The 23,635-nt window shown below is 50.6% G+C and carries 21 protein-coding genes and 1 tRNA gene; 2 read left to right on the top strand and 20 right to left on the bottom strand.

The genetic code is table 11. The features are described from left to right. Window positions 1-17: 17 nt before the first annotated feature. Window positions 18-686, top strand: coding sequence for a Crp/Fnr family transcriptional regulator (locus QM016_RS01060; protein WP_282709844.1), 669 nt, complete (start codon window positions 18-20; stop codon window positions 684-686). A 2-nt stretch (window positions 687-688) separates the two neighbouring features. On the opposite strand, the gene QM016_RS01055 is transcribed toward QM016_RS01060, so the two are convergent. From QM016_RS01055 to QM016_RS01005, 11 genes are all read right to left on the bottom strand, one after another. Beyond that, window positions 689-2,005 (bottom strand): alpha-amylase family glycosyl hydrolase, encoded by a 1,317-nt coding sequence (locus QM016_RS01055; protein WP_282709843.1) that lies wholly within the window; start codon window positions 2,003-2,005, stop codon window positions 689-691. A 75-nt stretch (window positions 2,006-2,080) separates the two neighbouring features. Then, window positions 2,081-3,046 carry a hypothetical protein gene (locus QM016_RS01050; RefSeq protein ID WP_282709842.1) on the bottom strand — a complete coding sequence of 322 codons (966 nt, stop codon included), beginning with the start codon at window positions 3,044-3,046 and terminating at the stop codon, window positions 2,081-2,083. Window positions 3,047-3,095: 49 nt separating this feature from the next. Beyond that, window positions 3,096-4,400, bottom strand: a complete 1,305-nt coding sequence (locus QM016_RS01045) for an MBOAT family O-acyltransferase (protein WP_282709841.1) — start codon at window positions 4,398-4,400, stop codon at window positions 3,096-3,098. A gap of 326 nt (window positions 4,401-4,726) precedes the next feature. Further along, window positions 4,727-4,954 carry an acyl carrier protein gene (locus QM016_RS01040; protein ID WP_016476988.1) on the bottom strand — a complete coding sequence of 76 codons (228 nt, stop codon included), beginning with the start codon at window positions 4,952-4,954 and terminating at the stop codon, window positions 4,727-4,729. A gap of 94 nt (window positions 4,955-5,048) precedes the next feature. Further along, window positions 5,049-6,299: an alanine racemase gene (locus QM016_RS01035; protein WP_282709840.1), complete on the bottom strand. Its 1,251-nt coding sequence runs from the start codon at window positions 6,297-6,299 to the stop codon at window positions 5,049-5,051. After that, complete coding sequence (locus tag QM016_RS01030) at window positions 6,292-7,887, bottom strand: amino acid adenylation domain-containing protein (RefSeq protein ID WP_282709839.1); 1,596 nt, start codon at window positions 7,885-7,887, stop codon at window positions 6,292-6,294. Before QM016_RS01030 ends, QM016_RS01035 begins: the two co-directional genes overlap by 8 nt. Before the next feature lie 83 nt (window positions 7,888-7,970). After that, the gene (locus QM016_RS01025; RefSeq protein WP_282709838.1) at window positions 7,971-9,569 is read right to left on the bottom strand and encodes a HAMP domain-containing sensor histidine kinase; all 1,599 of its coding nucleotides are present in this window, start codon (window positions 9,567-9,569) and stop codon (window positions 7,971-7,973) included. Further along, window positions 9,559-10,308: a response regulator transcription factor gene (locus QM016_RS01020; RefSeq protein WP_282709837.1), complete on the bottom strand. Its 750-nt coding sequence runs from the start codon at window positions 10,306-10,308 to the stop codon at window positions 9,559-9,561. Before QM016_RS01020 ends, QM016_RS01025 begins: the two co-directional genes overlap by 11 nt. 228 nt (window positions 10,309-10,536) lie before the next feature. After that, window positions 10,537-10,965, bottom strand: coding sequence for a hypothetical protein (locus QM016_RS01015; RefSeq protein WP_282709836.1), 429 nt, complete (start codon window positions 10,963-10,965; stop codon window positions 10,537-10,539). Beyond that, window positions 10,931-11,197: a hypothetical protein gene (locus QM016_RS01010; RefSeq protein WP_016476994.1), complete on the bottom strand. Its 267-nt coding sequence runs from the start codon at window positions 11,195-11,197 to the stop codon at window positions 10,931-10,933. The genes QM016_RS01015 and QM016_RS01010 overlap by 35 nt, the downstream gene beginning before the upstream one ends. Window positions 11,198-11,331: 134 nt before the next feature. Continuing rightward, window positions 11,332-11,408, bottom strand: a tRNA-Pro gene (locus QM016_RS01005). A gap of 135 nt (window positions 11,409-11,543) precedes the next feature. Here QM016_RS01005 and QM016_RS01000 point away from each other — a divergent pair. After that, window positions 11,544-11,855, top strand: coding sequence for an MGMT family protein (locus tag QM016_RS01000; RefSeq protein ID WP_282709834.1), 312 nt, complete (start codon window positions 11,544-11,546; stop codon window positions 11,853-11,855). 31 nt (window positions 11,856-11,886) lie between these two features. Here QM016_RS01000 and QM016_RS00995 read toward each other — a convergent pair whose 3' ends face one another. From QM016_RS00995 to QM016_RS00955, 9 genes are all read right to left on the bottom strand, one after another. Then, window positions 11,887-12,261 (bottom strand): DUF1667 domain-containing protein, encoded by a 375-nt coding sequence (locus tag QM016_RS00995; RefSeq protein WP_282709832.1) that lies wholly within the window; start codon window positions 12,259-12,261, stop codon window positions 11,887-11,889. After that, window positions 12,254-13,615, bottom strand: coding sequence for an FAD-dependent oxidoreductase (locus QM016_RS00990; protein WP_282709831.1), 1,362 nt, complete (start codon window positions 13,613-13,615; stop codon window positions 12,254-12,256). The genes QM016_RS00995 and QM016_RS00990 overlap by 8 nt, the downstream gene beginning before the upstream one ends. Before the next feature lie 16 nt (window positions 13,616-13,631). After that, window positions 13,632-15,143, bottom strand: coding sequence for an NAD(P)/FAD-dependent oxidoreductase (locus QM016_RS00985; protein WP_282709829.1), 1,512 nt, complete (start codon window positions 15,141-15,143; stop codon window positions 13,632-13,634). A 63-nt stretch (window positions 15,144-15,206) separates the two neighbouring features. Continuing rightward, the gene (locus QM016_RS00980; RefSeq protein ID WP_282709827.1) at window positions 15,207-17,078 is read right to left on the bottom strand and encodes an ABC transporter ATP-binding protein; all 1,872 of its coding nucleotides are present in this window, start codon (window positions 17,076-17,078) and stop codon (window positions 15,207-15,209) included. After that, window positions 17,079-18,830, bottom strand: coding sequence for an ABC transporter ATP-binding protein (locus tag QM016_RS00975; RefSeq protein WP_282709826.1), 1,752 nt, complete (start codon window positions 18,828-18,830; stop codon window positions 17,079-17,081). Window positions 18,831-18,836: 6 nt separating this feature from the next. Next, on the bottom strand, window positions 18,837-20,690 hold the full coding sequence (locus QM016_RS00970; RefSeq protein ID WP_282709824.1) for an ABC-F family ATP-binding cassette domain-containing protein: 1,854 nt from the start codon (window positions 20,688-20,690) through the stop codon (window positions 18,837-18,839). Continuing rightward, window positions 20,691-21,581: a deoxyribonuclease IV gene (locus QM016_RS00965; protein WP_282709823.1), complete on the bottom strand. Its 891-nt coding sequence runs from the start codon at window positions 21,579-21,581 to the stop codon at window positions 20,691-20,693. It abuts the gene before it with no gap. Further along, window positions 21,578-22,834, bottom strand: a complete 1,257-nt coding sequence (coaBC, locus tag QM016_RS00960) for a bifunctional phosphopantothenoylcysteine decarboxylase/phosphopantothenate--cysteine ligase CoaBC (protein ID WP_016477003.1) — start codon at window positions 22,832-22,834, stop codon at window positions 21,578-21,580. Before coaBC ends, QM016_RS00965 begins: the two co-directional genes overlap by 4 nt. Next, a complete protein-coding gene (locus tag QM016_RS00955; protein ID WP_016477004.1) occupies window positions 22,831-23,565 on the bottom strand; it encodes a hypothetical protein in 735 nt (244 codons plus the stop codon). The genes coaBC and QM016_RS00955 overlap by 4 nt, the downstream gene beginning before the upstream one ends. Window positions 23,566-23,635 lie beyond the last annotated feature (70 nt).

Below are 23,635 nucleotides of genomic sequence, written 5' to 3'. Positions count from 1 at the left end.
GGCGAAAAGGACGTGTCGTGGCCAGTTTTGTTATCGATTACGAGCTGCTTTCACAGACAAGGGCGTTTACCGGAGTGGATGAAAGTGATTTTGAGGCACTTCTCGCCCATCTTAAGGCCCAAGCGAGGCGCTATCAACGCGGTGAAACCGTGTTTTGCGCAGGTCAGAGATCGCATCGATTTGGCATCGTGCTTGCAGGCTCCGTGCATGTCGAGGGTTCTGATGCGCAGGGCAACATTTCTGTCATGGGCGCGTTTCATGCGGGCGAGATGTTCGGCGAAGCGTATGCGGTACTGGGTAACGTGCCTTTGCTCACAAGCGTCGTTGCCGCGGAGACCTCTGAGGTGCTTCTTTTAGATGTGCGGCAGCTTACGACGCATGTATGCGCGGTATGTACAGGCCTGGACCGTCTGACCACCAACCTGCTGCAGTCGATTGCCGAGAAGAACGTCATGCTGTCAAGGCGTATTCAAGACGCCGCACCCAAAAGCATTCGCGGCAAGCTGCTTGCATACCTGAACACGCGAGCCCAGATGGAAGGCTCGCGTGAATTTGACATCCCGTTTAATCGGCAACAGCTTGCTGACTACTTAGGCGTAGATCGGAGCGCTCTTTCCGCGGTAATCTCTTCTCTGGCTCGCGAAGGTGTTATCAGTGTACATCGGAGTCATTTTGAGCTGCTGTAGTACTAGCCAAGCTTCCAATAGGAAAGACCGAATGCTGGCAGTCTCACGGTGCTGGACAAATCAACGGACTCTCCCGTAAGCAGCTCGTGCGCCGCTCCCCCATTAAGCTGCACAGCGAAGGCGCATGCGTCAGCATTGACAGCAACCCAGATTTTCTCGCCAGCGCATTCCCGCTCAAAGACAAGCTGGCGATTGGTAAGAAAGACTTGCCGGTAGCCGCCGTACTGGAGCGCCGGATGCGTTTGATGGAGTTCGGCAAGCCGCGCAATCAAATCCGTGAGCTCATTCCATTCGGGCGCAGCAAAGTCTGGCCGAAGCACATCATCTCCATCACGCTTATCGCCTGTGGCACCCCACTCGCTGCCGTAATACACACAAGGAATGCCCGGCATGCCAAAGAGGATGCCGTAAAGCGCGGACAGATAGCGCTTATCTTTAAGCACCGTGGCAACTCGTGTGACATCGTGGTTGTCCGCAAAAGACAAAAGATGCATGCCTTGATATATGCCACCCTCGCTAAATTGTCGGTTCAAGGAATAGTTGATTTCAAAGAGGTTGAAGTCGTTAAAGCTGGAATACAATCCTTTTTGGCATTCGTAGTTTGTGCAGCTTTCAAGCATATCAGCGTTGACAATACGCTTGTAGTCGCCGCCGAGAATCTCGCCAAGCAGCAAAAAATCGGGCTTCAGGCTGTCGCAAAATGAGCGCAACTGCCGTAAAAAATCCTCATCAAGCAGGTAGGCCACGTCAAGGCGAAGTCCGTCGATGGCAAATTGCTCAGTCCATAGCCGAATGGACTCAAAGAGATGTTGCACTACCTCAGGGTTGCGCAGATTCAGCTTTACCAGGTCATAGTGACCTTCCCAGCCTTCGTACCACAGATTGTCGCTATACACGTCATTGCCGTCAAAATTAATGAAAAACCAGTCTTTATAGCGGGACTGTTCACGTTTTTCCAGCACGTCCTGAAACGCCCAGAACCCACGGCCAACATGGTTGAATACGCCATCCAACACTACGCGAATGCCCACTTCATGAAGCGACGCGCACACAGCGGCAAAGTCTTCATTCGTTCCCAGACGAGTATCGATGGTTTGATAATCGCGCGTGTCGTAGCCGTGTCTGTCCGACTCAAACACGGGCGAGAAGTACACAGCATTGCAGTCAAGCCTGGTCAGATGAGGTATCCAGCCAATGACTTTGAGAATTCTATGCTCGAGTACACCGTCATTCTCGCGCGGGGCGCCGCAGAAGCCAATCGGGTAAATCTGATAGAAAACGCTTTTGTTTGCCCAAGTTATTGAATTATCGTCAGCCATTGCCCTGTCCTCATCGTTTCGTATCTGCTGTAGATAAACCCATACAAGTATAGCGTTGTAGTTTTGGATAACGCCTTAGCTTACTTCCTTCTCGTATCGCTCAAGTTCCTTCCACCATGAGGAGTACGCGGAATCGCGGCGATGATCAGCAAGGCCATAGGTGGTTTTGAGGTAGTTGCCTACAAAGTCGGAAACCTTTTTTGCCCCGTTATAATTAAGGTGGTCTCCCCCGTCATACGAATCCGTTTCCCAGTCAATACCCATCTTTTTTATGCTTTCTGGCGTGTTGAGATCCAAATAATTAACTCCGAGTTCTTTGGCGAGGGCGGCAAAATAGTTATGTCGCGCCATGCTCCAGTTATAAGTGCTCGGCGTGCTGACAAGGACAGGAGTTATCCCTTTACTTTTGCAATATGCAATCATTTGTTTGAGATAGAAAAGATTGACCTGTGGAATCCGCTGCTGAGCGAACGTTGACGTCATATAGTTTGATGCATCCGCGGGCACTGTCCCTTTTTTGACAGCAAAGCCTTTATTCGGATCGCTCCAGGTGGCCGTGGGGTTTGTGAGGAAGTCTTTTGCGGTCAGGCTTTTCCATCTGTCGTGAAATTCGAATACCGGAAAAGTATCCTGTATCATGCGCATGAAAGCCTCCTCGGGTTTTGTTGGCGTATAAAAAGAGTTTGTCTCAAATACAGCTACCTTGGGCTTTTGAGTTTCAAGCGCCCGGTGCAGAAGCGTATTGCTGTAGAAAGGTTTTTGAAGCGGTGTTGCGCTGGTATATGAGGCAAAACCATAGTCTTTGAACATTTGTAGCGGTGAAAATGAAGCGTATGCTTCCGAGTCGCCAATAAAAAGAGCGTCCAGACTATAGGGCCTCTCGCCCATAACGCCATTGGCTTCCGGTCTGAGTGTTCCTGATTCTTTTGTAGTGTTTTTTGGCTGGACAATACGAGATGCCCCCATAAGAAGCAGGACGATAACAGAGCTCACCAGTATCGCGTTCAGCGCAACTTTTGCCGTTTTTCGCAAAGACATCATTAACGTTTCCTCAAAGTTCCTCTCAAAGTGTGTTGCTTTTCAATACGCCTCAAAACTGTGCGTACATAGGCGCGACGGGCGTATACCCCCAGCCATAGGCACCGAAAATAACAATGGACATAAAGAGTGCAATGCATAAGACACCACAGAGCAATGGCTGCTTTCGTGCCACGTGCCAAAATTGCGTACCACGCTCAAGCGAAATATCTACAAGAAAGACGACGCCTAAGGCAACGACCACTACCATATAATCATGGACATCCATACCCAGGTTTAATGCGCTTTTATTACAAAATGACTCCAGCCTGAATTTAGTAATCATGTGGATAAACATGGAAACGCCCATATCCAGCCCTTCGGCTCTGAAAAACAGTTCGCCGACAAAAATCACCATGAGTGTCCGGATTGTCTGGAACGTACGGTAAGGAAGACTGCTGCGATTTACGCCATATTTCTCGGCATACCTCTGCGCAAGAGGCTCAACGAGACCACCGAGCGTAATAAGAACAAAATAATACATACCGAAAAAAAGATACTGAGAACCAGCTCCATGCCACAGACCATTGAGAAGCCAAACGCAAAACAGTGCCATAGAACTGGCAACAAGCGGTCCGAGCCTACCGCTCAATCGTCGCCGTAGACTCTTGGTCAAGCGCTTTATCGGCCGACACAGCGTAACGGGATAATAGATATAATCCCGAAACCAGGCACCAAGCGTGACATGCCATCGTTTCCAGAATTCCGATGACGTACGTGAAAAAAATGGCTGTCGAAAGTTTTCGGGCATAGTAATGCCAAAGATGCGCGCCGTCCCAACAGTAACATCCATGGCACCTGAAAAGTCACAGTACAGCTCAAGAGTATAAAGTATTGCCGCCAGTGCAATACTACCTCCGTCGTATGCCGTAGGATTTCCGAAAACGGTTTTAACGAGAATATCAAGCCTGTCCGCAATAATAACCTTCTTAAAGAGGCCAAAAAGGATTCTCTGCATGCCGGCGAGCAGGTTGCTTGCTCGTACGGGAGAACCCGCAAGCAGCTGAGGCATCGTCTCGTTAAAACGGCAGAATGGTCCTTCGATAATTTGCGGAAAGAAACTCAGAAACAAAGCCACATGACCCAGGTTCTTATCGGCACATACCGTTTTTCGGTAGACGTCGACAAGATACGAGATGGCCATCAGCGTATAAAACGAGATACCAATAGGAGCGGCTAAGGAGACGGTAGGCAATTCGAGATGCAGTCCGATATGCCCCAGCAGGTCTTTAATCCCGCCTCCAAAGAAGCCGAGATATTTACTATTCATAAGCAGTGCAAGGTTGAATAGTATGCCGAGAAGAACAAGAAACCGCATGCTTCTGTCATAGCGCTTTTTGGTGAGCTTTTTTGTACTTTTTTCCGCAGAGCTAACCTTTGTAGCGCAACGGGATCTGATTCGCTCGATGCCAAGAGCGAGTAGCCACACCGAGACTGTAGATACCGCAATAAAAACTATAAGCCACTGGCTTATGATGAAAAAGCAGGTATAGCTTGCTATCAGAAGAGTTATCCAGCGCCATCGAGCAGGTGTCAAACTATAGGCAACTATAACAGCGGGAAGGAACACCACTAGAAAAAGAGGTGAAAAAAGGGAGGCCATAGGTAGTCTTTCTCTTTCAAATACTCTTTTGAGCCTTTCCTTTAGTCTTCAATCAGACGCGTGACAAGGACCTGAATGTTTTCTGCTGAATTAAAATTATCGGCAACAATGTCAACTGCGGGAATCTCAATATCGAATTGATCTTCAAGCTCTGAAATGAGTGCCACGATAGCAAGTGAGTCAAGATAGTGGTCATCAACGAGTGTGGTACATGTTGTTACGTCGACTCCAGGCATAAGCTCTTTCAGAATTGCAACAATCTTTTCCATGGTTATTTCTCTTTCTCGTATGAGCGGATGTTCAGGGTTTACGGGATTACGTGCCGTAGCGGTATCATTTCGAGTTGTATGAGACTGTGAAGCTCTATATAAAGAGTCCCGGCGTATTCATGCTGTCGGTTCGCAGCCCGCTACGGATGAGTTGAGGCGTGCCTGTATCGTCAACGACAGCAATCTTGGGAAGGTCGCGACTTAAAAACATAAGCATGCCCTCGGTCATACAGTAGGCACCCGCATTGTCAAAAGCAAAGACACTTCCTATACAAAGATTCTTTATCGATATCTTTTTAACCAAAATGTCATAAGCGGTGCAGAGAGAGCCACATATGTTCCATAGCCCATCTGCAAGAGTGCCGGTACCGTCAACGCTTTGAGCATCCGGACAGATATTAGATACCTCAGTAAAGGTACTGGAAACATCCGGCTCAAGCAACCGTACCGGCGGCTGCTTCATTGCCATAGCATGGCCGAAATAGACAAGATGATGCACGCCGCCGTCGACGATGGCATAGCGCAAGCCGGCGTTTTTCTTGGTATCGACGACTGAGGTTAAATATGTGCCACAGGAAGCCGCTATACTGCGACCGAGTTCAAGTACGATCTGTCCGGTAAACTTCAGTTGAACCAAAAGCTCTGCAAACTCGTCTAAAAAGACAGCTTCGTCCTCAATCTTTCCCACGCCAAAATAATCAACAGGAAAACCCGGGCCAAATTCAAGAATCTGCGCTGCAAAACCACAGTCGCGCTTAAGTTCCTCTAGAAAAGCGTCAAGTTTAGATAGCTCTCTGTCAAGGCGCTTAATTGAGTCTTTTTGCGTTCCCGAAAAGAACTGGATACCCTTTATAATAACGTGATTGTTATCCTTCTCGTCGCACACAAGGTGTTTGATATCCTCTGCATCAAGTCCGAATTGGTTGCCACTTGTGAGGCGCAGAAGTACGGGAATGATTGTATCGTAGCGCCTCGCAGTTTTACTGATAAGGTGGAATTGATTAAGGGATTCAACAGTATACGCTCGCACAGGAGCGTCTGTTGCAATGAGGCTGTCAATCATTTCTTCATCCTTATGAACGCCGGAGATTACCGTCATATTCCAAGGAATGCTAAGGTTTTCGCAGATGCGCTTCTCACCGGGTGAACAAACTTCAAAGCTGTCAACAAGATCTGCAAGCTCAGGAATGATAAAGGTATTTGCCTTGACTGCATAGCAGAGCTCTGTCTTTTCAGGCAGATGTGCACGAAGAAAATTCACACGTTTAACAAGTGTATGTTCATCGAAAATGTATAGCGGCGTACCAAAGGTGCGGACGCATTCTTTCAGTTTGCTGTTATCCATGTATATAGCTTTCTTCCATCAACTGAACCCGGTCAACCTTGCCATTTTTTGTCAAGGGCATGCCAGTTACCATCATGACTTTACTGGGAACCATAAACCGCGGTAGGCGATTTCTTAGTTTTTGAGCTAATAGGACTTCATCAACATTCCCTTCGTAAAACGCAAGGAGACGATTACGTTTGTGGTCGTAAACACTTCTACATCGTGTAACGCCATCCTGCCTTTCAACCGTGCGGTCGATTTCTTCCAGCTCAATGCGATGCCCTTGATGCTTGATTTGGTTATCGCGCCTTCCTCTGTAAAGAATCTCTCCCCCTTCCAGAATTTCCGCATAATCTCCTGTACGATAGACTGGATCCGTATAAAGATTGTTGCGGGGATTTTGCACAAAACCAAACGATTCGCTGACGTTTTTTTGACTGTTGAGCATACCAACATACCCGCTTGCAAGGGAGCTTCCTCTTACATAAATTTCTCCGACGTCACCGACTTCTGTTGCAAGGTTCCCATCATCTTTGAGAAGAAAAACCTCCCTATTGGCAAAGGCCGTTCCCAAAGGAATGCCATATGGATAGGTGCGATTCCTATCAACCACGTGATACATACAGTTGCAAATGATTTCAGAGGGGCCATAAAGGTTAACGAACTTAGCCTCATGGAGTACCTTCATCCAACGGTCAAGATGACGTTTAGGCATAATTTCGCCACTAAACAATACCATTCTGACGGAAGACAAATCATGTCCATCAAGGGCGTGAAGTGTTGTCATGAGGCAAAGGGCAGCGACAGCCCATATCATCACGGTAACGTTTTTAATTTCAAGATATTTTGCAAGCTCAAAAGGCTTTGAAAAGAGCGTGCGTGGAATAAGTATGAGCGTTGCGCCTACCGCCAGCGCTCCGTAAATGTCTTTTACCGATACGTCAAAGTCAAAAGGAGCCTGATTTGCAATGCGATCATCGCCGCGTATGTCAAAGGTAGCTACGAATGAGTCTATGAAACTCAGGACTGCTTTGTGATGCACAACCACACCTTTAGGCTTTCCTGTAGTTCCTGATGTAAAGAGAATGTAGACAGGATCAACATCGATAGACGACAATCTGATATTTGCAAGAAGCTCGTCATTTTCTTTGATTTGATTCGGGCTTAGGGTGTCATTGAGCGTGCAGCTTACAAACAAACTGTCAAGATGGACGACAGTCTTTGCTCCAAGACAAAGATCCTCTTGGCGATTACGCGTAAGAAAATCCGCATTGCTCTTTCTACCATCAATAACGAGCGGGTTATTGAGCGCGCTGCAAATGTTACGTATTCGCTTAACGGGAGCATTCGGGTCAACGGGAACATAGAAGCCGCCTGCATAAAGCGTGCCGAGCATTGCGATAAGAGTTGAGAAGCTCTTTTTCGAAACAATAACGACCGCTCGTCCAGTAGCTCCAAAGCGCGCAAGCGCGACTCCTGCCCTTTTGCTGGACTCTAAGAGCTCCTTATAGGAATATGCTCCGCTTTCATCGATAATCGCACAGTGATTCGGATGATGTCGTGCGCTTTCTTCAAGGTATTCAAGAACATTTAATTTTTGATTCATAGCTCTTCCTTTCTCTTGTTATCAAGTTTGGAAGAGCAACCTTATGGAAGCCTAAGAGCTTCTTAAATATTTCTTTAGGTTTGTTACTGCTTAAAATCTTGATCTGCCAAAGGAACAATAATGACAGCCTCTGTCGAAAATGGCGGACGTGGCTTTTTGGAAAATTCAATAGTCGCGCCGTTAAGATCAGCACATCGCTTGGCAATAGATAGCCCAAGGCCTGTACCGCTGTATGCCGAACGAGCATCATCTTCTGTAATGAATTCTTCAAAAATATGATCACGTAGGCGCTTAGGAATGCCACGACCCGTATCAAGAACGCTAATCCTTACCGCTCTGTCCAGTTTCCGACAGGAAACCAGAATCTGCGTGCCTGAAACATTATGCTTAAAAGCGTTGTCAATAAGATTTGCAATCATGCGTTGGAAAAGCTGAGTGTCAATGAGAACAGGACAGCTTTCTTCGTCGATCTCCGCTTCTATGGTGCATCCAGCCTGCTCGACATCGGGAGATCTGTCAATGATGATTGAGCGAATAAACTCACACATATCACAGGAAATAAGTTCAGGTCTATAACTGGGATGGTCCATTTTTGCATAGGTAAACAAGGAGTCCAGCATATCTGATGAAATGATGGCCTTCTCGCGTATGGTTGCCAGATAGACAGAGCGTTTATTGTCCGGGATTGTGCCGTCGAAGAGCGCTTGAGCATATCCAAGAATAACAGTCAGCGGAGTTTTCAGATCATGCGAGACATCTGTAATTATCCTTTGTTTTTCCTGTTGTGAAGCGTCAAGCTCGTCCATAAGCTCCGCAAAGTTGTCGAAGGTCGGTCTGAGCTCAGAAGCAAGACGACCTCTCATTTCAACAGGAGTCTTCCTGTCCAATCTTCGTATTTTAATGGCAGCATCAAGCGGTTTAATTGCGCATCTGATGGTATAGGCAAGAGACAGTACCACAAGCATGGTAGCGACAATCAAAAGGGAAATAGAAATAAGCCATAAACGGCTTGCTGATTCGAATGCAGTTTCATACGTAGACATCTGCAGGGCAGGAGTTGCTAACACAAGCGTGCGCTCTTCTCCATCTGCATTGGTGTATTCATATTTTTCAATAGACATCCTATTTTCAAATATGCCTTTCAGTAAACTGAATTCAAATTCGGTTAGGTGTTTTTTACCCGGGAAGAGATTGCCGGAAAGAATGTTGAGATCTTGGTCGACAACGCATTCCCCTTCGATTTTTTCAAGACCGGCAAGCGCGTCGGTAGAATAATGTACGATGCGGTAGACGGATTTGCCGTCTACATTCTTTTCTTCAAATACATGGTAAGAATTTCGCGCATTGCCATAGTTGTTGATAATAGGCAGCTCGTCTGCGGTAATGCTGTCTGAAAGATTTCCTCCTGAGGCGTACAGCTTATTTCCCGCTTTATCAAAGAAGGAAATGCTGGCTCCGTTTCCAATAAGACTCGCAAGCTTTTGATAGTCATCCTTGGCAAGGGCCTCTTCCTGAGCGGCAAGTGTCTCCATATCGGTAAAAACGCCGTTAAACTGCTGGTCAGCAAGATTATTTGTTTCTATGAGCACAAGAATCACAAATGCTGCATACAGGACAATGACAATAAGGCAGCGTATGGTCAGACTTGATTTGGCATACATCAGCCAGTCTTTAAGCTTCAAGACGATACCCCAATCCGCGCACCGTCTTAATATATGGAGCGTTTGTACCTGTATCTCCAAGCTTTGCCCTGATATTTGAAATATGAACCATGACGCTCTCATCGGCGCTTCCAAATGTCTCACCCGTTACGGTTTCATAAAGCTGCGTCTTAGTAAAAATGCGTCCTGGCGCTCGCATGAAGCGCATCATGATTTTAAGCTCAGTCGCAGTAAGGGGAATAATCTCGTCTTTTTTGCGCAGGACAAGCTTTTCCGAGTCAAATATAAGATCGCGTACTGCAATGACTTTCTTGTCGTCTTGCATTGGAATTGAACTTGTCGTAGTTTGGCTATAGCGATAGCGCCTTAAAACTGCCTGCACATACGCGATGACTTCAACGGGATCAAAGGGCTTGGTAACGTAGCCGTCGGCTCCGAGATTAAGTCCAAGCATTTTATCTGCTGCTTGTGTGCGCGCTGAGATAACCAGGATGGGCACGTCAGAGAAGATACGAGCTTCACGGATAAAATCGTATCCATTTATAACGGGCATCATAATATCGACAAGGACTGCGGAGATTCTGTTTTTCTGCAGAGTATCAAGACCTTCACGGCCATTACATGCCGTATGCACCTCATAACCGGCACCGGTCAGATAGAGTGAGAGGATTTCCGTGATATTAGGGTCATCTTCAACTATAAGCACCTCGTCAGGTGAAGCATCCGTGGTATTCAATAGGGTCGCTTCTTTCTCTGACATAGTTTCCTTTCGACACGTTCTGAAGTTAGAACAGACAGACTACCATAAACTAAGTTCGAGACTCTCGTTCCGCCGAAAATGAAAATCAACAGTTCTGAGAACGTCTTCATAGGGCAACTCAGTCCTATAAGAAAGGAATATCATAATCATTTTGATGGATCATGCAGCCATGTAATTGCTACATCACTGTCGTTTGGGTCTCCTATTTCTCCAGACCCATCCCATTGCTCAGGTTTTATTTATCTGCTTGTTTCTAAACTGATAATCAACAATAGTCTCTTTGATCTCTTCATATTTCGGCGGATCATCTCTTGTGATCAGATTCTCTTTATCGACAGGGGTGTTATAGATAGCTCCACTTTCAAGCGTCAGGCCACTTATTGCAGCCAGAACGTGCATATTACGCTTTAGAGGCCACAAGCCTTTTTGAACTTCATATACCGCTTGCGCCATATGTTCAACTGAGTCTTCAGGAACCATAATAACGATAAAAACTTCGGGATCTCCTTGTGCACCTTTTCCCATATACTCTTCGACTCGTTCTGCCTTCCAGACCTTACTGTCCATTTTGTTCCAGGCAAGTTGTACAGAGTATCCGTCATCTGTAGTCGCCCTATGGTAATCATGGAGCAGGTTCGCTTTGCCGGTTATCAGCATATACACGCCCATAAGCCCTATGAGCAGCGAGATTGCCAACCCGAGGACAAGCGATATGGATGTGTTTTGCATTTACCCAATTGACCGCATAATTGAGACCGACGACAATGTCATATCCGGCAGCAGCCCAAACAGCAGCTGCCGCTATCGCCACAACAGACTGCGGAGACTGCATCGAATCACTCTTCCCGTTCGTCTTAATCGGTCCCACAGAAGGATTGAATTCAGACATGACTCAATCTCCTTTCGACTATGAGATAGCGGTTGAGTAAGGCACCGGCTTCGGCTATCGACGGCGAAAATGCTAGTGGTCAGAATATGGCAAAAGACCGGAGGTAAATGTGGCCTCCGGTCTTTAGAGTTTCATGGTCGGGTGGACTGGATTTGAACCAGCGACCCCTTGACCCCCAGTCAAGTGCGCTACCAAACTGCGCCACCACCCGAAACGTGCTTCTTCAATGCACGAATCAGTACCTTATCATCTGGGCATAAAATGAGCAAGTAACAATTGACATTTCTTTCTCTTTTTCAAAAGCGGAGAGATTCAGAGAAACGGTCACGAGTAAAACGGAGTAACAATGGATAGTTTCTTTCAGCGCGTCTTTGCTCTTGTCAGACAGATTCCCGAGGGCAGGGTCACAACATACGGACAGGTTGCCCGCATGATCGGTGAACCCCGTAAGGCTCGCTATGTAGGTTTTGCCGTGCATCAAAGCCCAGGCGTGGCTGGAGGGGTCCCCTGCCATCGCGTGGTATTCAAAGATGGCTCCCTCGCGCCCGGCTTTGCGTTCGGCGGACCTGACGCGCAAAGAACTCTCCTTGAGAACGAGGGTGTTACGTTTTTGCCCGATGGCCGGGTTGACATGAAAGCGTGCTGTTGGGAGGCCTGACAAAGGACAAGCCCGCATTGCCCGCTGCGTCCTATAGTTCAGCGCGGCTCACAGACTTTGTAGCGATGATATCGGCGTCGGTCCCGGCCGCGTGGGCAAGAAGTACGTCGCCGAGAGCAACAGGAGCCCGAGCTTTCAGGTGAGAGATCTCCTTGACAACATCGAATACCTTATCTTTTGGCACCTCTACCGACGTTTTTACTGAAACCATGGCTATGATACCGTCCTCTACCGGAACCGTAGTGGTAACGGTACGCACAGGATGTGTCACCTCGGCGCGCGCATAGGAATCACCGCGCGGACAGGCGTTGCCTGTGACCTCAACGATCTTCTCGCCGTCAAAACGCACAACTACCGAGCAGCCTCGGGGGCATCGAATACAGGTAACAGTCTGCGTACTAGGCATGAGCAACCTCCTCAAGGCAGACGGTAATGACGTTAAGCGATCCGTGGTCATGGATATAAGACAGAATGACTTCTTTTTTGAGAACTATCTGCTCCATCTCGCCTGGCACCATGATTGGTCGACGTTTTTTCAGTATGCGCGTATCGTCAAAATAAACTGCGATCGATCTGTCTTTATACACGTTATCAACGCGAAAACGGACCGTCAGCCGTTCGCCCATAGCCTCAGGGCTGATATGCTGCGGAACGGTATAGCGTACGCCGTCTTTTGCAAGAAGCTCAACGTGAGAGAGGTCCTCTGGAGGCAACGTTTGTTCTCGCTCCACAAAAGCGGCGGCTCTCTGACCTGCAAAGCAAGCTTCTTCAGAGACATAATCGACAAGATCGTGGACGTGAAGGACATTTCCGCAGGCGAAAATACCGGGAACAGAAGTTTCGAGACACTCAGAAACAACAGGTCCGCGCGTGACGCGGGAAAGCTCTACGCCGGTTTCACGAGAGAGGTCGTTTTCAGGAAGCAATCCCACCGAAAGCATCAGCGTATCGCAGGGATAGAGCTTTTGCGTGCCGGGGATGGGAGTGCCATGAGCATCGACCTCGGATATCTCCACTGCCTCCACGCGCTTCTCGCCATCAATTCTGGTAACGGTATGCGAAAGCAGTAGCGGAATGCCAAAGTCATCAAGACACTGGACGATATTGCGCTTGAGGCCACCTGAATACGGCATGAGCTCAGCTACACAGGCGACATGAGCTCCTTCGAGCGTCATACGGCGAGCCATAATGAGGCCGATGTCGCCCGAACCTAAGATGACGACTTCCTTGCCCGGCATACGTCCCTCGATGTTGACAAGGCGCTGCGCCGTGCCGGCGGTAAACACTCCGGCTGGTCGAAAACCGGGTATGGCAAGCGCTCCGCGGGGACGTTCGCGACAGCCCATGGCGAGAATAATGGCTCCCGCCTGAATATGCATGAGGCCGCGCTGGGAGTTTACGCACGTTACGGTACGGTCGCCTGCGACGTTGATAACCATGGTATTTAAAAGCACTTCAACGTTGGGATTGTTCATAACTTTTTCTACATACCGCGCGGCGTATTCAGGCCCGGTAAGCTCTTCTTTGAACGTAATGAGCCCAAAGCCGTTATGAATGCACTGGTTAAGGATGCCGCCAAGCTCACGATCACGCTCAATGACAAGGACGGAATGCGTATTCGCGGCGCCGATGTTGACCGCTTGAGCGGCAGCGAGACCCGCCGGACCGCCGCCGACAACTACAACGTCGTAGGAAAGCGCTGCGGCGCCTGTGGTATCTATTCTTGCAGGCGCTGTGTCCTTTGCCGCCAGAGACTCCACGCTGCTCAACTCCACGCTATTCATATCTATCAACGGCTTTCAGCGAAACACGCGCAGATGAAGCGCTCAGAAGACCCTTATTACATCCGAAAAAGATCTCTGATTCGGGTCCTGCTTTGCTCACCTCATCAGGGGCAAGATCGGATACCTTTTGGGCGAGAAGGTCCAAGATTTTAGGCGTACAAAATCCCGCCTGGCAGCGGCCCATACAGGCTTCGGTGCGACGTTTCACACCGTCCAGGGAACGCGCGCCCACAGGAGATGTGATAGCCTCGATAATCTGCGCTTCTGAGACGCGGTTACAGCGGCACACGATCTGTCCGTAAGCGGGATTTTTATCTATCAGCGCCTGCCAGGCTTCCTCAGAGATTTTTAAGAGGTCCGGCATGGTGGGACGATACGGATTAAACTCGGGGTTATGAGAGAGATCCAGCCTGTCTTGAACCATATCCGCGACCATACGTCCGATGGCAGGCGCGGAGCTAAGTCCCGGAGACTCGATAGCCGCACAGTCGATAAATCCTGGAGCCTCAGAAAGCTCGCCGATAACAAAATCATGTCCCGGCTGGTGCGCTCGAAGGCCGGAAAATGTTGCAATGGTATCCCAAAACGGAATGTCCTTTACGGTCAGCGCTGATTTGGCTTTTACCTCTGACATTCCTTTTGCGGTCGTGTCGGTTCCCCGCTTATCTGCGATGTCTTCGGCGTTGGGTCCTACCAGGAGATTTCCTCCCGTAGTCGGAGTAACTAAAACGCCCTTCCCCAGTTTCGTGGGAAGCGAGAAAATCGTGTGGTTTACATGGGTTCCCGCCGACTTATCAAGCACATAGTACTGACCCCGCCTCGGCCCTATAGTAAGTTTTTCCGTAGCGACCCAGTTATGGATTACATCCGCATAGACGCCGGCGGCATTGATAACCGCGCGGGTGAAGTATTCACGTTGCGTGGTGTCTATACGCCAGAGCGTCTCTCCGCTGTCATCTGTGATACTTGCCACACTCTTAGCCGGTTCGTTGAAATGAAATTCGACGCCGTTTTGCGCGGCGCAGTCAGCAAGGTGATGGCAAAGCTGAAAGGGGTTGACGATGGCGCTCGTGGGAGCAAAAAGAGCTCCTACTGCCCTATCAGATATATGAGGTTCAAGTTCAACTAAACGCTTACGGTCTATAACTTCAAGCTCAGTTACACCGTTATCCTTACCACGCTGCTGCAGGTCATAGAGGCTGTTTCGTGCTTCTTCTTCGGTGCAAACAACAAGCGCACCAATTGGATCGTAATCTACCCCCAGCTCCTCGCAAAGCCGCGGCATAAGATGTGATCCCTCAACGTTAAGCTGAGCCATAAGGCTCCCTAGTTGCGCGTCAAAACCGGCATGTACGATAGCTGAATTAGCTTTCGTCGTACCCGCGCAGACATCTTCTTCTCGTTCAATAACCGCGAAGTGTCCACGATACCTGGACAGCTCTCGCGCAATCGCGCAGCCACAAACGCCTGCTCCGATGACAATCGCATCGTATATCCGCGCCATCTTTCACCTCTCTCGTGACGCCGATGAGCTTCTCGCTCTGTTCCCTGACACAGAGTTTTCAAGCTAGTCTTGAACGCGTTCAAATTGACTTTCATAGAGATTGGCGTAAAAGCCGCCTCTCGCGATCAGCTCATCATGTGAACCACGCTCAATTATGCCCCCATCCTTAAGCACAAGGATACAGTCAGCATTGCGAACGGTAGAAAGTCGGTGGGCAACGACAAGTGAGGTGCGTCCTTCCATCATGCTGTCAAAGGCGGTCTGCACTAATTGTTCGGTTCTGGTGTCGATACTTGACGTGGCCTCATCCAAAAGCAGAATGGGCGGGTCGGCGAGCATGACACGGGCAATGCAAAGCAGCTGTTGCTGACCTTGGGAAAGCGCGCCTCCGTCCTCTCCCACCTTGGTGTCGTAGCCCTGAGGCAGCTGAACGATAAACTCATGAGCCTGCGCGCGCCTGCAGGCTTCTTCAACCTCTGTATCCGTGGCGTCAGGACGGCTATAGCGAACGTTTTCCCGTATGGTTCCCTCAAAGAGCCATGTGTCCTGCAACACCATACCAAACTGCGCGCGAAGCTCGGAGCGCGTAAGATCTTGCGTATTGCATCCGTTGACAAAAATGGCTCCGGAGTCGATGGTGTAAAAGCGGAGCAACAAATTGATCAGAGTGGTCTTGCCACAGCCGGTGGGACCGACAAGCGCGATACGCTCACCTGCTGCCGCATGGAAACTGATGTGTTGAAGCAGCGGATGTTTTTTATCATACGAGAACGAGACATCCTCAAAAACGATATCACCTGAGGGGTCATCGATATGCTTTGGATGAGCGGGGTCGGCGGCGTTCTCCTCAGCGTCAAGCAGCTCAAAGACACGCCGCGCGCTTGCATAGGCGGTCTGCACCTGCGTTGTGACGGCGGAGATGGCGTAGAAAGGCCGCATATACTGATTTGCGTACGACAAAAAGCTCTGCACTTGGCCAATAGTGAGGACTGAAGGTATGCCGGTGATGACGCAGATGCAGCCAAGCGCCGCTACAAGAGTGTAGATAAGGTTATTGACCAGACGAGTTGACGGGTTTGCAAGGGAACTTGCGAACTGAGCGCGCTGACCTGCGGTATAAAGACCGCTATTGATTTTCCGGAAGTCCTTCTCGACAACTTCTTGATGCGCGAAGGCAGCAATGAGCTCCTGGTTGGTAATCATTTCCTCGGCATAGCCGCCAAGCGCTCCTTGAAACGCCTGCTGCCGCGCGAAGGAGCGTGACGCGAAACGTGTCACCAAAGCCGCCGCCAGGATAGAAAGCGGCGTCGCAAGCGCTACGACAAGCCCCATGGGGACAGAAAGCGAAAACATGAAAGCAAGCGTGCCCACAATGGTAACCACACCTGTCAGCAGCTGCGTCAGCCCCTGTAAGAGGCCATCTCCCAGTTGGTCGACGTCATTTACAACGCGCGACAGCAGATCTCCCTGGGAATGAGAATCGATGTAGGAAAGCGGCAGGCGTGCAATCTTTTCATGCGCGGCGATGCGAAGCGCGCGCGTAATCGAATACGTCAGGCGGTTCGTAGCCCAGCTGGTGATCCACTGCGTTACGCTGGCGAGAAGCACTACAAGAGCCAGCTTCACAAGCGTAGGAACAAGAGCGGCCTCTCCTCCCTGAACCAAGTGAACCAGCTGGTCAATAGCGGCTCCTACGATGACAGGGACCCATAGCTGCAAAAGTATGGTGACAACAGAGCTCACCAGTGAGAGTAGCAACAGCAGAGCGTGCGGAGCAATCCAGCCGGCAAGGCGGCGGGTGACCTGCAAAGCAGAAAGCTGAGCTGCGCTCGCTCCTGTAGTAGTGTCTTTCCGCTCTGGGTCGTTTGAGCCATTGCCGCGCACACTGGCGCTGATGGCGGCGGCAGATCCTCCTCCGGTATACATATCAGCCATTTACACCCCTACCTCCTCAGGACGAAGCTGCGAGAGGCAGATTTCTTTGTACAGAGAGCACGTGGCGAGAAGTTCCTGATGACTTCCCAGACCAACTTGGCGTCCGTGATCGAGCACCAGTATCTGGTCTGCTTGCATAACCGCGGCTACGCGTTGGGAAATAATGACAGAGGTCACCTCAGAACGCAGCGTTTGAAGCGCCGCGCGAAGTTTCGCGTCAGTCGCGAAGTCGAGCGCCGAGGCGGAGTCGTCAAGTACGATAATGCGCGGGTTGCCTACCAGCGCCCGTGCGATGGTAAGCCTTTGGCGCTGGCCGCCGGAGAAATTTTTGCCACCGGCTTCAACAGCGCTGTTAAGCTGCTGGGACTTCTCGCGTACAAAATCCGCCGCCTGAGCGTAGGTAAGGGCATTCCAGAGATCCTTGTCGGTTGCATGCGCGTCTCGCCACTGAAGGTTAGTTCTGATGGTGCCTGTGACCAGCGAGGCGTGCTGCGGCACAAACGAGACAAGATGACGCAGCTGAGAAAAGGCGTACTGCGTTGAGGCGCGCCCAAAAATCTTTACGCTGCCCTCTTCAGGGTCGTACAGTCGAAGTAGAAGTTTTGCCAAGGAAGACTTGCCAGATCCGGTACCGCCGATGATGCCTAACGAACTGCCGGCAGGTACGGTAAGAGAAATGTGCGAAAGAGCGGGCTCACCGCCGCCGTCATACACAAGCGTAACATCGCGAAGCTCAAGAGCGGGAGCGTGGTCACATTCCTGCCGGGAAAGAGAGAAGGAAGACTTTTCTCTGTCGCTCAGAGCGGCTTTAGTGTTCAATACCTCCAGCACACGTCTGCCCGACGCGGTTCCTCTTGTACAGATAAGCATCAAATTTGCGATGTATCCCACAGCCAGAAGCGTCTGGGTCATATAGCTCAAGAGTGCAATGATGCTGCCCGAGGAAAGCGTATGCGAAGTTATTTGCGGTGCGGCAAACCACAAGACGAGCGCGACGGCTCCATACATCACCAGAAAAGTCGCAGGGTTCAAAAGAGCAGAATAGTTGGCGGCGGCGGTTGCTTTGTCAGTCTGTGCGCCAACAGCTTCGGTAAAGCGCGCCCGCTCTGTATCTTCTCGGCGAAACGCCCGAATAACACGAACTCCCGAGAGCATTTCTCGCATAAAACGCGATACCCTATCGAGGCTTTCCTGCAAGGCATGAAACAGCACGACCGAGCGGACAATTACAAACCAAAAGACGGCGCCCACTATGAGCGTTGCTATGAGAAAAATACCGCCCAGACGCGGATCGATCACAAGAGTCGCTATAAGAGAGCCGGCAGCCAAAAGGGGCCAGCGGATCAACTGACGAATCCCAAGTGCCACGGTAACCTGCACTTGATTGACATCGTTTATAAGACGGGTGATAAGCGTATCGGTTCCCAGTTGATGTACGTCAGCGCTTGAAAGCTCCTGTGTTTTTGCAAAGAGCGCGTTTCGCATGGCGGTACCTGAGCCCTGAGCCACGATTGAGGCCTGGTATTGACAGAAGATCGTAAAGCCGAATCCAACAAGCGCGATAAGCGCGAGCAGGCACCCATAGCGAATGATGTCATACACATTGCCTGATTGCACGCCAACGTCAATCATGCGTGCAATAATCAGAGGCATCAGCAGGTCGCCTATTACCTCTACGCTCTTTGCAAGTACCGCGAAGAGCGTGCGCGTGCCATAGGCCGGGAATACAAAGCGTCGAAGCAGTTCCTTCACCGCACCTCACCCAAGCCTCTCTGAAAGTTCAAGCCATTCGTCCTCAAGCTCTGATACCGCCGCTTCAGCCTCATCCAGCTCTTTTTGCAGCCTCATAAGGGTTTCGGCATCGCTTTGATCGGCTGCGGCCATCTGAGCACGCACCTCATCAGGCGCGCCTTCAGCTTTTTCCATACGCCGCGCGACTGAGTCAAGACGTTTTTTCAATTTCCGCCGCTCCTGGTTGGTCAGCGTTTGAGGTGAAGCGTCTGCGCTTTTCGATATGCCATTGTCAGCCGTGGTGCCCAATGATGACGCCAGTATCTGCTTGCTGCCTTCGCGCTTAGTTTTCTCACGCTGAGCCTTCTCAACGAGCGTGAGGTACTCATCAACACCGCCTGGAACGTGGCAAATCTTGCCGTCAAGAAGGGCAAACTGATTGTCAGTAACACGTTCCATAAGAAAGCGGTCGTGCGTCACCAGCAGCAGCGTTCCCGGCCAGCTGTCAAGTAAATCTTCAATAACAGCCAGCATATCGGTATCAAGGTCATTGCCGGGCTCGTCCAAAACAAGCACGTTCGGCTCTTTCAAAAGCACACAGAGAAGGGCCAGCCGACGTTGTTGGCCGCCGGAAAGATCTTTGACGCGAGAAGAAAACTCACAGCGATCAAATCCAAGTCGTTCCAACAGCTGTGTGGGGCTTTGGGTTTTGCCGTCGACATAATACGTTGTTTTATAGCGGGATAAAATATCAAGGACGCTTTGATTTTGTACGTCAGCAAGACTGTCAAGCCGCTGAGAAAGCCAGCCGAATCGTACCGATTTACCAACCTTAAGCTGCCCTGCCGTCGGCATAAGCTGTTGAGTCATAAGCTCCAGCAGGGTTGATTTTCCTGCGCCGTTTTCGCCAAGGACGCCATAACGGTCTCCCGGCCCGATAATCCATTCAATAGCGTTGATGACAGGCGGCTTTAGTGTGCCGTCCGCCTCCGGATATGCAAACGAAACGTTTTTCATTTCAATGACCTGCTTGCCCAAGCGCGCCATAGCCATACGCTTAAGTTCAAGCGTATTGCGCAGCGGCGGGTCATCAGCAAGCAGCGCACGGGCCGCTTCCACGCGAAAGCGCGGTTTTGAGGTGCGGGCTTTTGCTCCATGCGACAGCCAGTTGAGCTCTTTGCGAAGGGTATTCTGGCGGCGTTCCTCTATTGCCGCTGCCTGACGATCGCGCTCGACACGCTGCTGAATGTAGGCCGAATACCCTCCCTCGAAAGGATCAATGACGCTATCATGAACCTCCCACATGTGGTCACAGACCTCATCAAGAAACCAGCGGTCATGCGTTACGACAATGAGAGCGCCCTGTCCTTTGGGCCAGCAGTTCTTAAGATGATGGGCAAGCCATTGTATGGTATGCATATCAAGATGATTAGTAGGCTCGTCCAGAAGCAGCGCGTCCCAAGAGCCAACCAAAAGACGAGCGAGGTCACAGCGCCGGCGCTGACCTCCGGAAAGCTGCCCGATGAGAGCATCCCAGCTGAGATCTCCCACCAATTCGTCCAGTATGCCTCGGATGCGCGCATCTGATGCCCAGAGGTATTCAGGGATATCCCCTACGATTGAGTGGCCGACTGTCTCATGCGCATCGAGGGCGTCCGACTGTCCAAGATATCCCACCTGAACGCTACCGCGCCAGACGACGTTGCCGTCATCGGGATCCAAACGGCGCGCTATGAGGCGCAAAAGTGTCGACTTTCCGTCTCCATTTTTTCCGACGACGCCAATGCGGTCACCTTCGTTGATGCCGACGGTCTGGTCAAAAAGAACTCTCTTGCCCGGCCATTCCATCGTAAGACGCTCGCAGCCGATTAAAATCCCCATTTATCTCACGCCGCCCAAAGCAGATTCATGTGTCTGATTGTCCGCTGCTGCAATACGGCGGAGCAGGGCAATTTCATGTTTATAGCCGTCAAAATCTTGAGGCGTCTCAAGAATCATTGGAAGCGTGCGCAAACGAGAATTAGTGACGATTGACGCAAACGCGTCAAGACCAAGGTATCCCTGGCCTATCTTTTCATGTCTGTCTTTGTGGGCCCCGCACGGATTCTTTGAGTCGTTCAGGTGCAGAGCCTTAAGACGCTCAAGTCCAATAATCCTGTCAAACTCATCGAGTACATAGTCAAGGCTATCAAAAATACGATAGCCGCCGTCATGTACATGGCAGGTATCTAAACACACTCCAAGAAGCTCGTCATGGGCAACCCCGTCAAGAATAGCCGCGAGTTCTTCAAACGTGCGCCCTACCTCGGTGCCCTTGCCGGCCATAGTCTCGAGAAGTACCATGGTAGCTTGCCCAGGAACAAGACAGGCATTCAATCCCTCAATTACAAGCTTGACGCCCTTCTCGGCACCTTGCCCAACGTGGCTGCCCGGATGAAAGTTATAGTAGTTTCCCGGCAGGTACTCCATACGCTCAAGATCTTCTGCCATGGCGCGCCGAGCAAAATCGACGGTTTCATACTTCGCTGAGCAAAGGTTCATGGTATAGGGGGCGTGCGCCACAAGCTTGCCGAAATGATTTTCTCGCATGAGCGTTTTCAGTGCCTCAAGGTCATCAAGGTCCAACGTTTTGGCATTGCCGCCGCGCGGATTTCGCGTGAAGAAGGCAAACGTGTTAGCGCCAAGCGCGAGCGCTGTCTCCTCCATTTTCTTCCAGCCGGCGGCCGTAGACAAATGGCAGCCTATCGTAAGTTCAAAAGCAACCGGCGTCATGCACGAGCCTCCAGCAAGCGAAGCGTCCTGTCAAGCACCGCGTGAGCGACTGATACCAGCGGCAGCGTTTCAAGCTGCTGAACTTCGCCGCTCGTTACAAAGGCGACGCGGTCTGTATCAGAACCGAAGGTCGAGTCGGCGCGCGAAACATCGTTGGCCACTATCATATCTGCACCCTTACGCTCAAGTTTAGCCTGAGCGTTTTGAAGCAGATCATCCGTTTCCGCGGCAAAGCCCACCACCACACGATTTCCTTTTGCGGCAGCCAGGGTGGCGAGAATATCAACCGTCTCCACAAGTTTGATTTCAGAAAGCGGCTCACGAGATTTTTTGAGCTTGTGATCCGCGCAGACAAGAGGCGTGTAATCGGCAACCGCCGCCGTCAGAATAGCCGCGTCAGCGCTTTCAAAGGCGGTTTCACAGGCGTGCAACATGTCGGTGGCTGAGACAACATCAATGCGCTTGACACCAGGCGGCGTTGGCAGCGAAACGGGTCCGGCAACAAGTGTCACCTTGGCGCCACGGCGATACGCCTCCGCCGCAAGCGTAAAGCCGAGCTTGCCGGTTGAGGCGTTTGCCAAAAAGCGCACCGGATCGATGGCTTCATGCGTAGGCCCCGCGGTGATGAGAATATGGTGTCCGGTAAGGTCACACGGACGCTCGGGAAAGTCGCGCGCCGCATCTGCGTCATCGTGCGCCGGCTGCGCAAAAAGCTCAAGGGCAGCAGCGGTGATGTCAGAAACGCCGGCAAGCTTACCGGTTCCAACATATCCGCAGGCAAGCAAACCTGTCTCAGGAGCCACAAAGCGGTACCCTCGTTCGCTCAGCACGGTAACGTTTGTCTGCGTTGCCGGGTTATTCCACATGTGGGTGTTCATGGCGGGAGCGATAAGCACAGGCGTATGCGCAGCAAGCAGGGCGGCAGTCAAAGCATCATCGGCGATGCCAGTGGCCAGTTTCGCCAGAACGTTTGCGGTAGCGGGAACTACGACAAAAAGATCGGCCCAGTCGGCAAGATCGATATGAGGCGTCGCACTCTCTTCAAAGTTGAAGAGACTTTCGATGACGGGATGGTGCGAGAGCGCGCGAAACGTTACGGGACCGACAAACTTTGCCGCGTTTTCTGTCATGACTACGCGCACGTCACATCCGTTCCTCTGAAAATCGCGCACCACCTCAGCGGCCTTATAGGCGGCAATACCCCCACAAACCGCAAGGGCGACCTTTTTTTGCGACGAAGCCTCCAATGTCATGACTGAGCACACTCCTCCTCAAGCGCATAATCCGTTACCAGCATACGGTGACAGTAAGGACACTCAGTTATCGCCTCTCCATGGGCGAGATCATGAAATGAACTTGGCTGTAGCTTGACGCGACAGGTGCTGGGCATGTTACCGTCAAGATACTCAACGGCAAGACCTTTGAAACGCTTGCGAGCTTTTTCATAAGCGTCAAGTATAGGTTGAGAGAGCTGTGCGGCCACCATCTCGCGATCGCTCTTCAAGCTGTTAACGCAGTCTTGAAGAACTGTTGTATCGGTAGAAAGAGAGGAGGTCACAGTCTCAAGCTCATCTGTAAGCTTACGCTGCATCTTATACGCACCAGCTTCAACCTTTTGCAGTTTCTGCAGATTCTCACGAGCACCTGTAAGTTTAAAATCAACCTTCTCGATAGCCTTCGCCAGAGACGTCAGCTTGTGGTCATAATCGCTCAAAATTCGATAGTCACTCTCTGTAGCCGCGGCAGCCTGAACTTCTGCGGTTTTTTGCACATGCTCTTTGCGACGACCCTCAAGATCTTCTATTTCAAGCTCCGCGTCTTTGCGCAGACCGATAATGCGGTTGAGCTCAAGAGATAGCTTCTTTTGAGCCAGCTGGATTGTTTTGAGGCGCTTGAGCTGAGGCATTGCCGCGAGGGTCGAGTTGGCTTTAAGCAGCTCAAGATCAATTTTTTGAAGCCGCATCAGTGCTGCTGATTCGCTCATATTCCCTCCTGTACAAGCATCGTATACAACTGTGAGAGCAATGCCGACGCACGCTCTTCTCTTTACGCGT

The sequence above is a fragment of the Lancefieldella sp. Marseille-Q7238 genome, assembly GCF_949152215.1.
In the GTDB taxonomy this organism is placed as follows: domain Bacteria; phylum Actinomycetota; class Coriobacteriia; order Coriobacteriales; family Atopobiaceae; genus Lancefieldella.
Note: the sequence above shows the minus strand (reverse complement) of the source record. Positions and strands in the feature narration are given on the sequence as shown.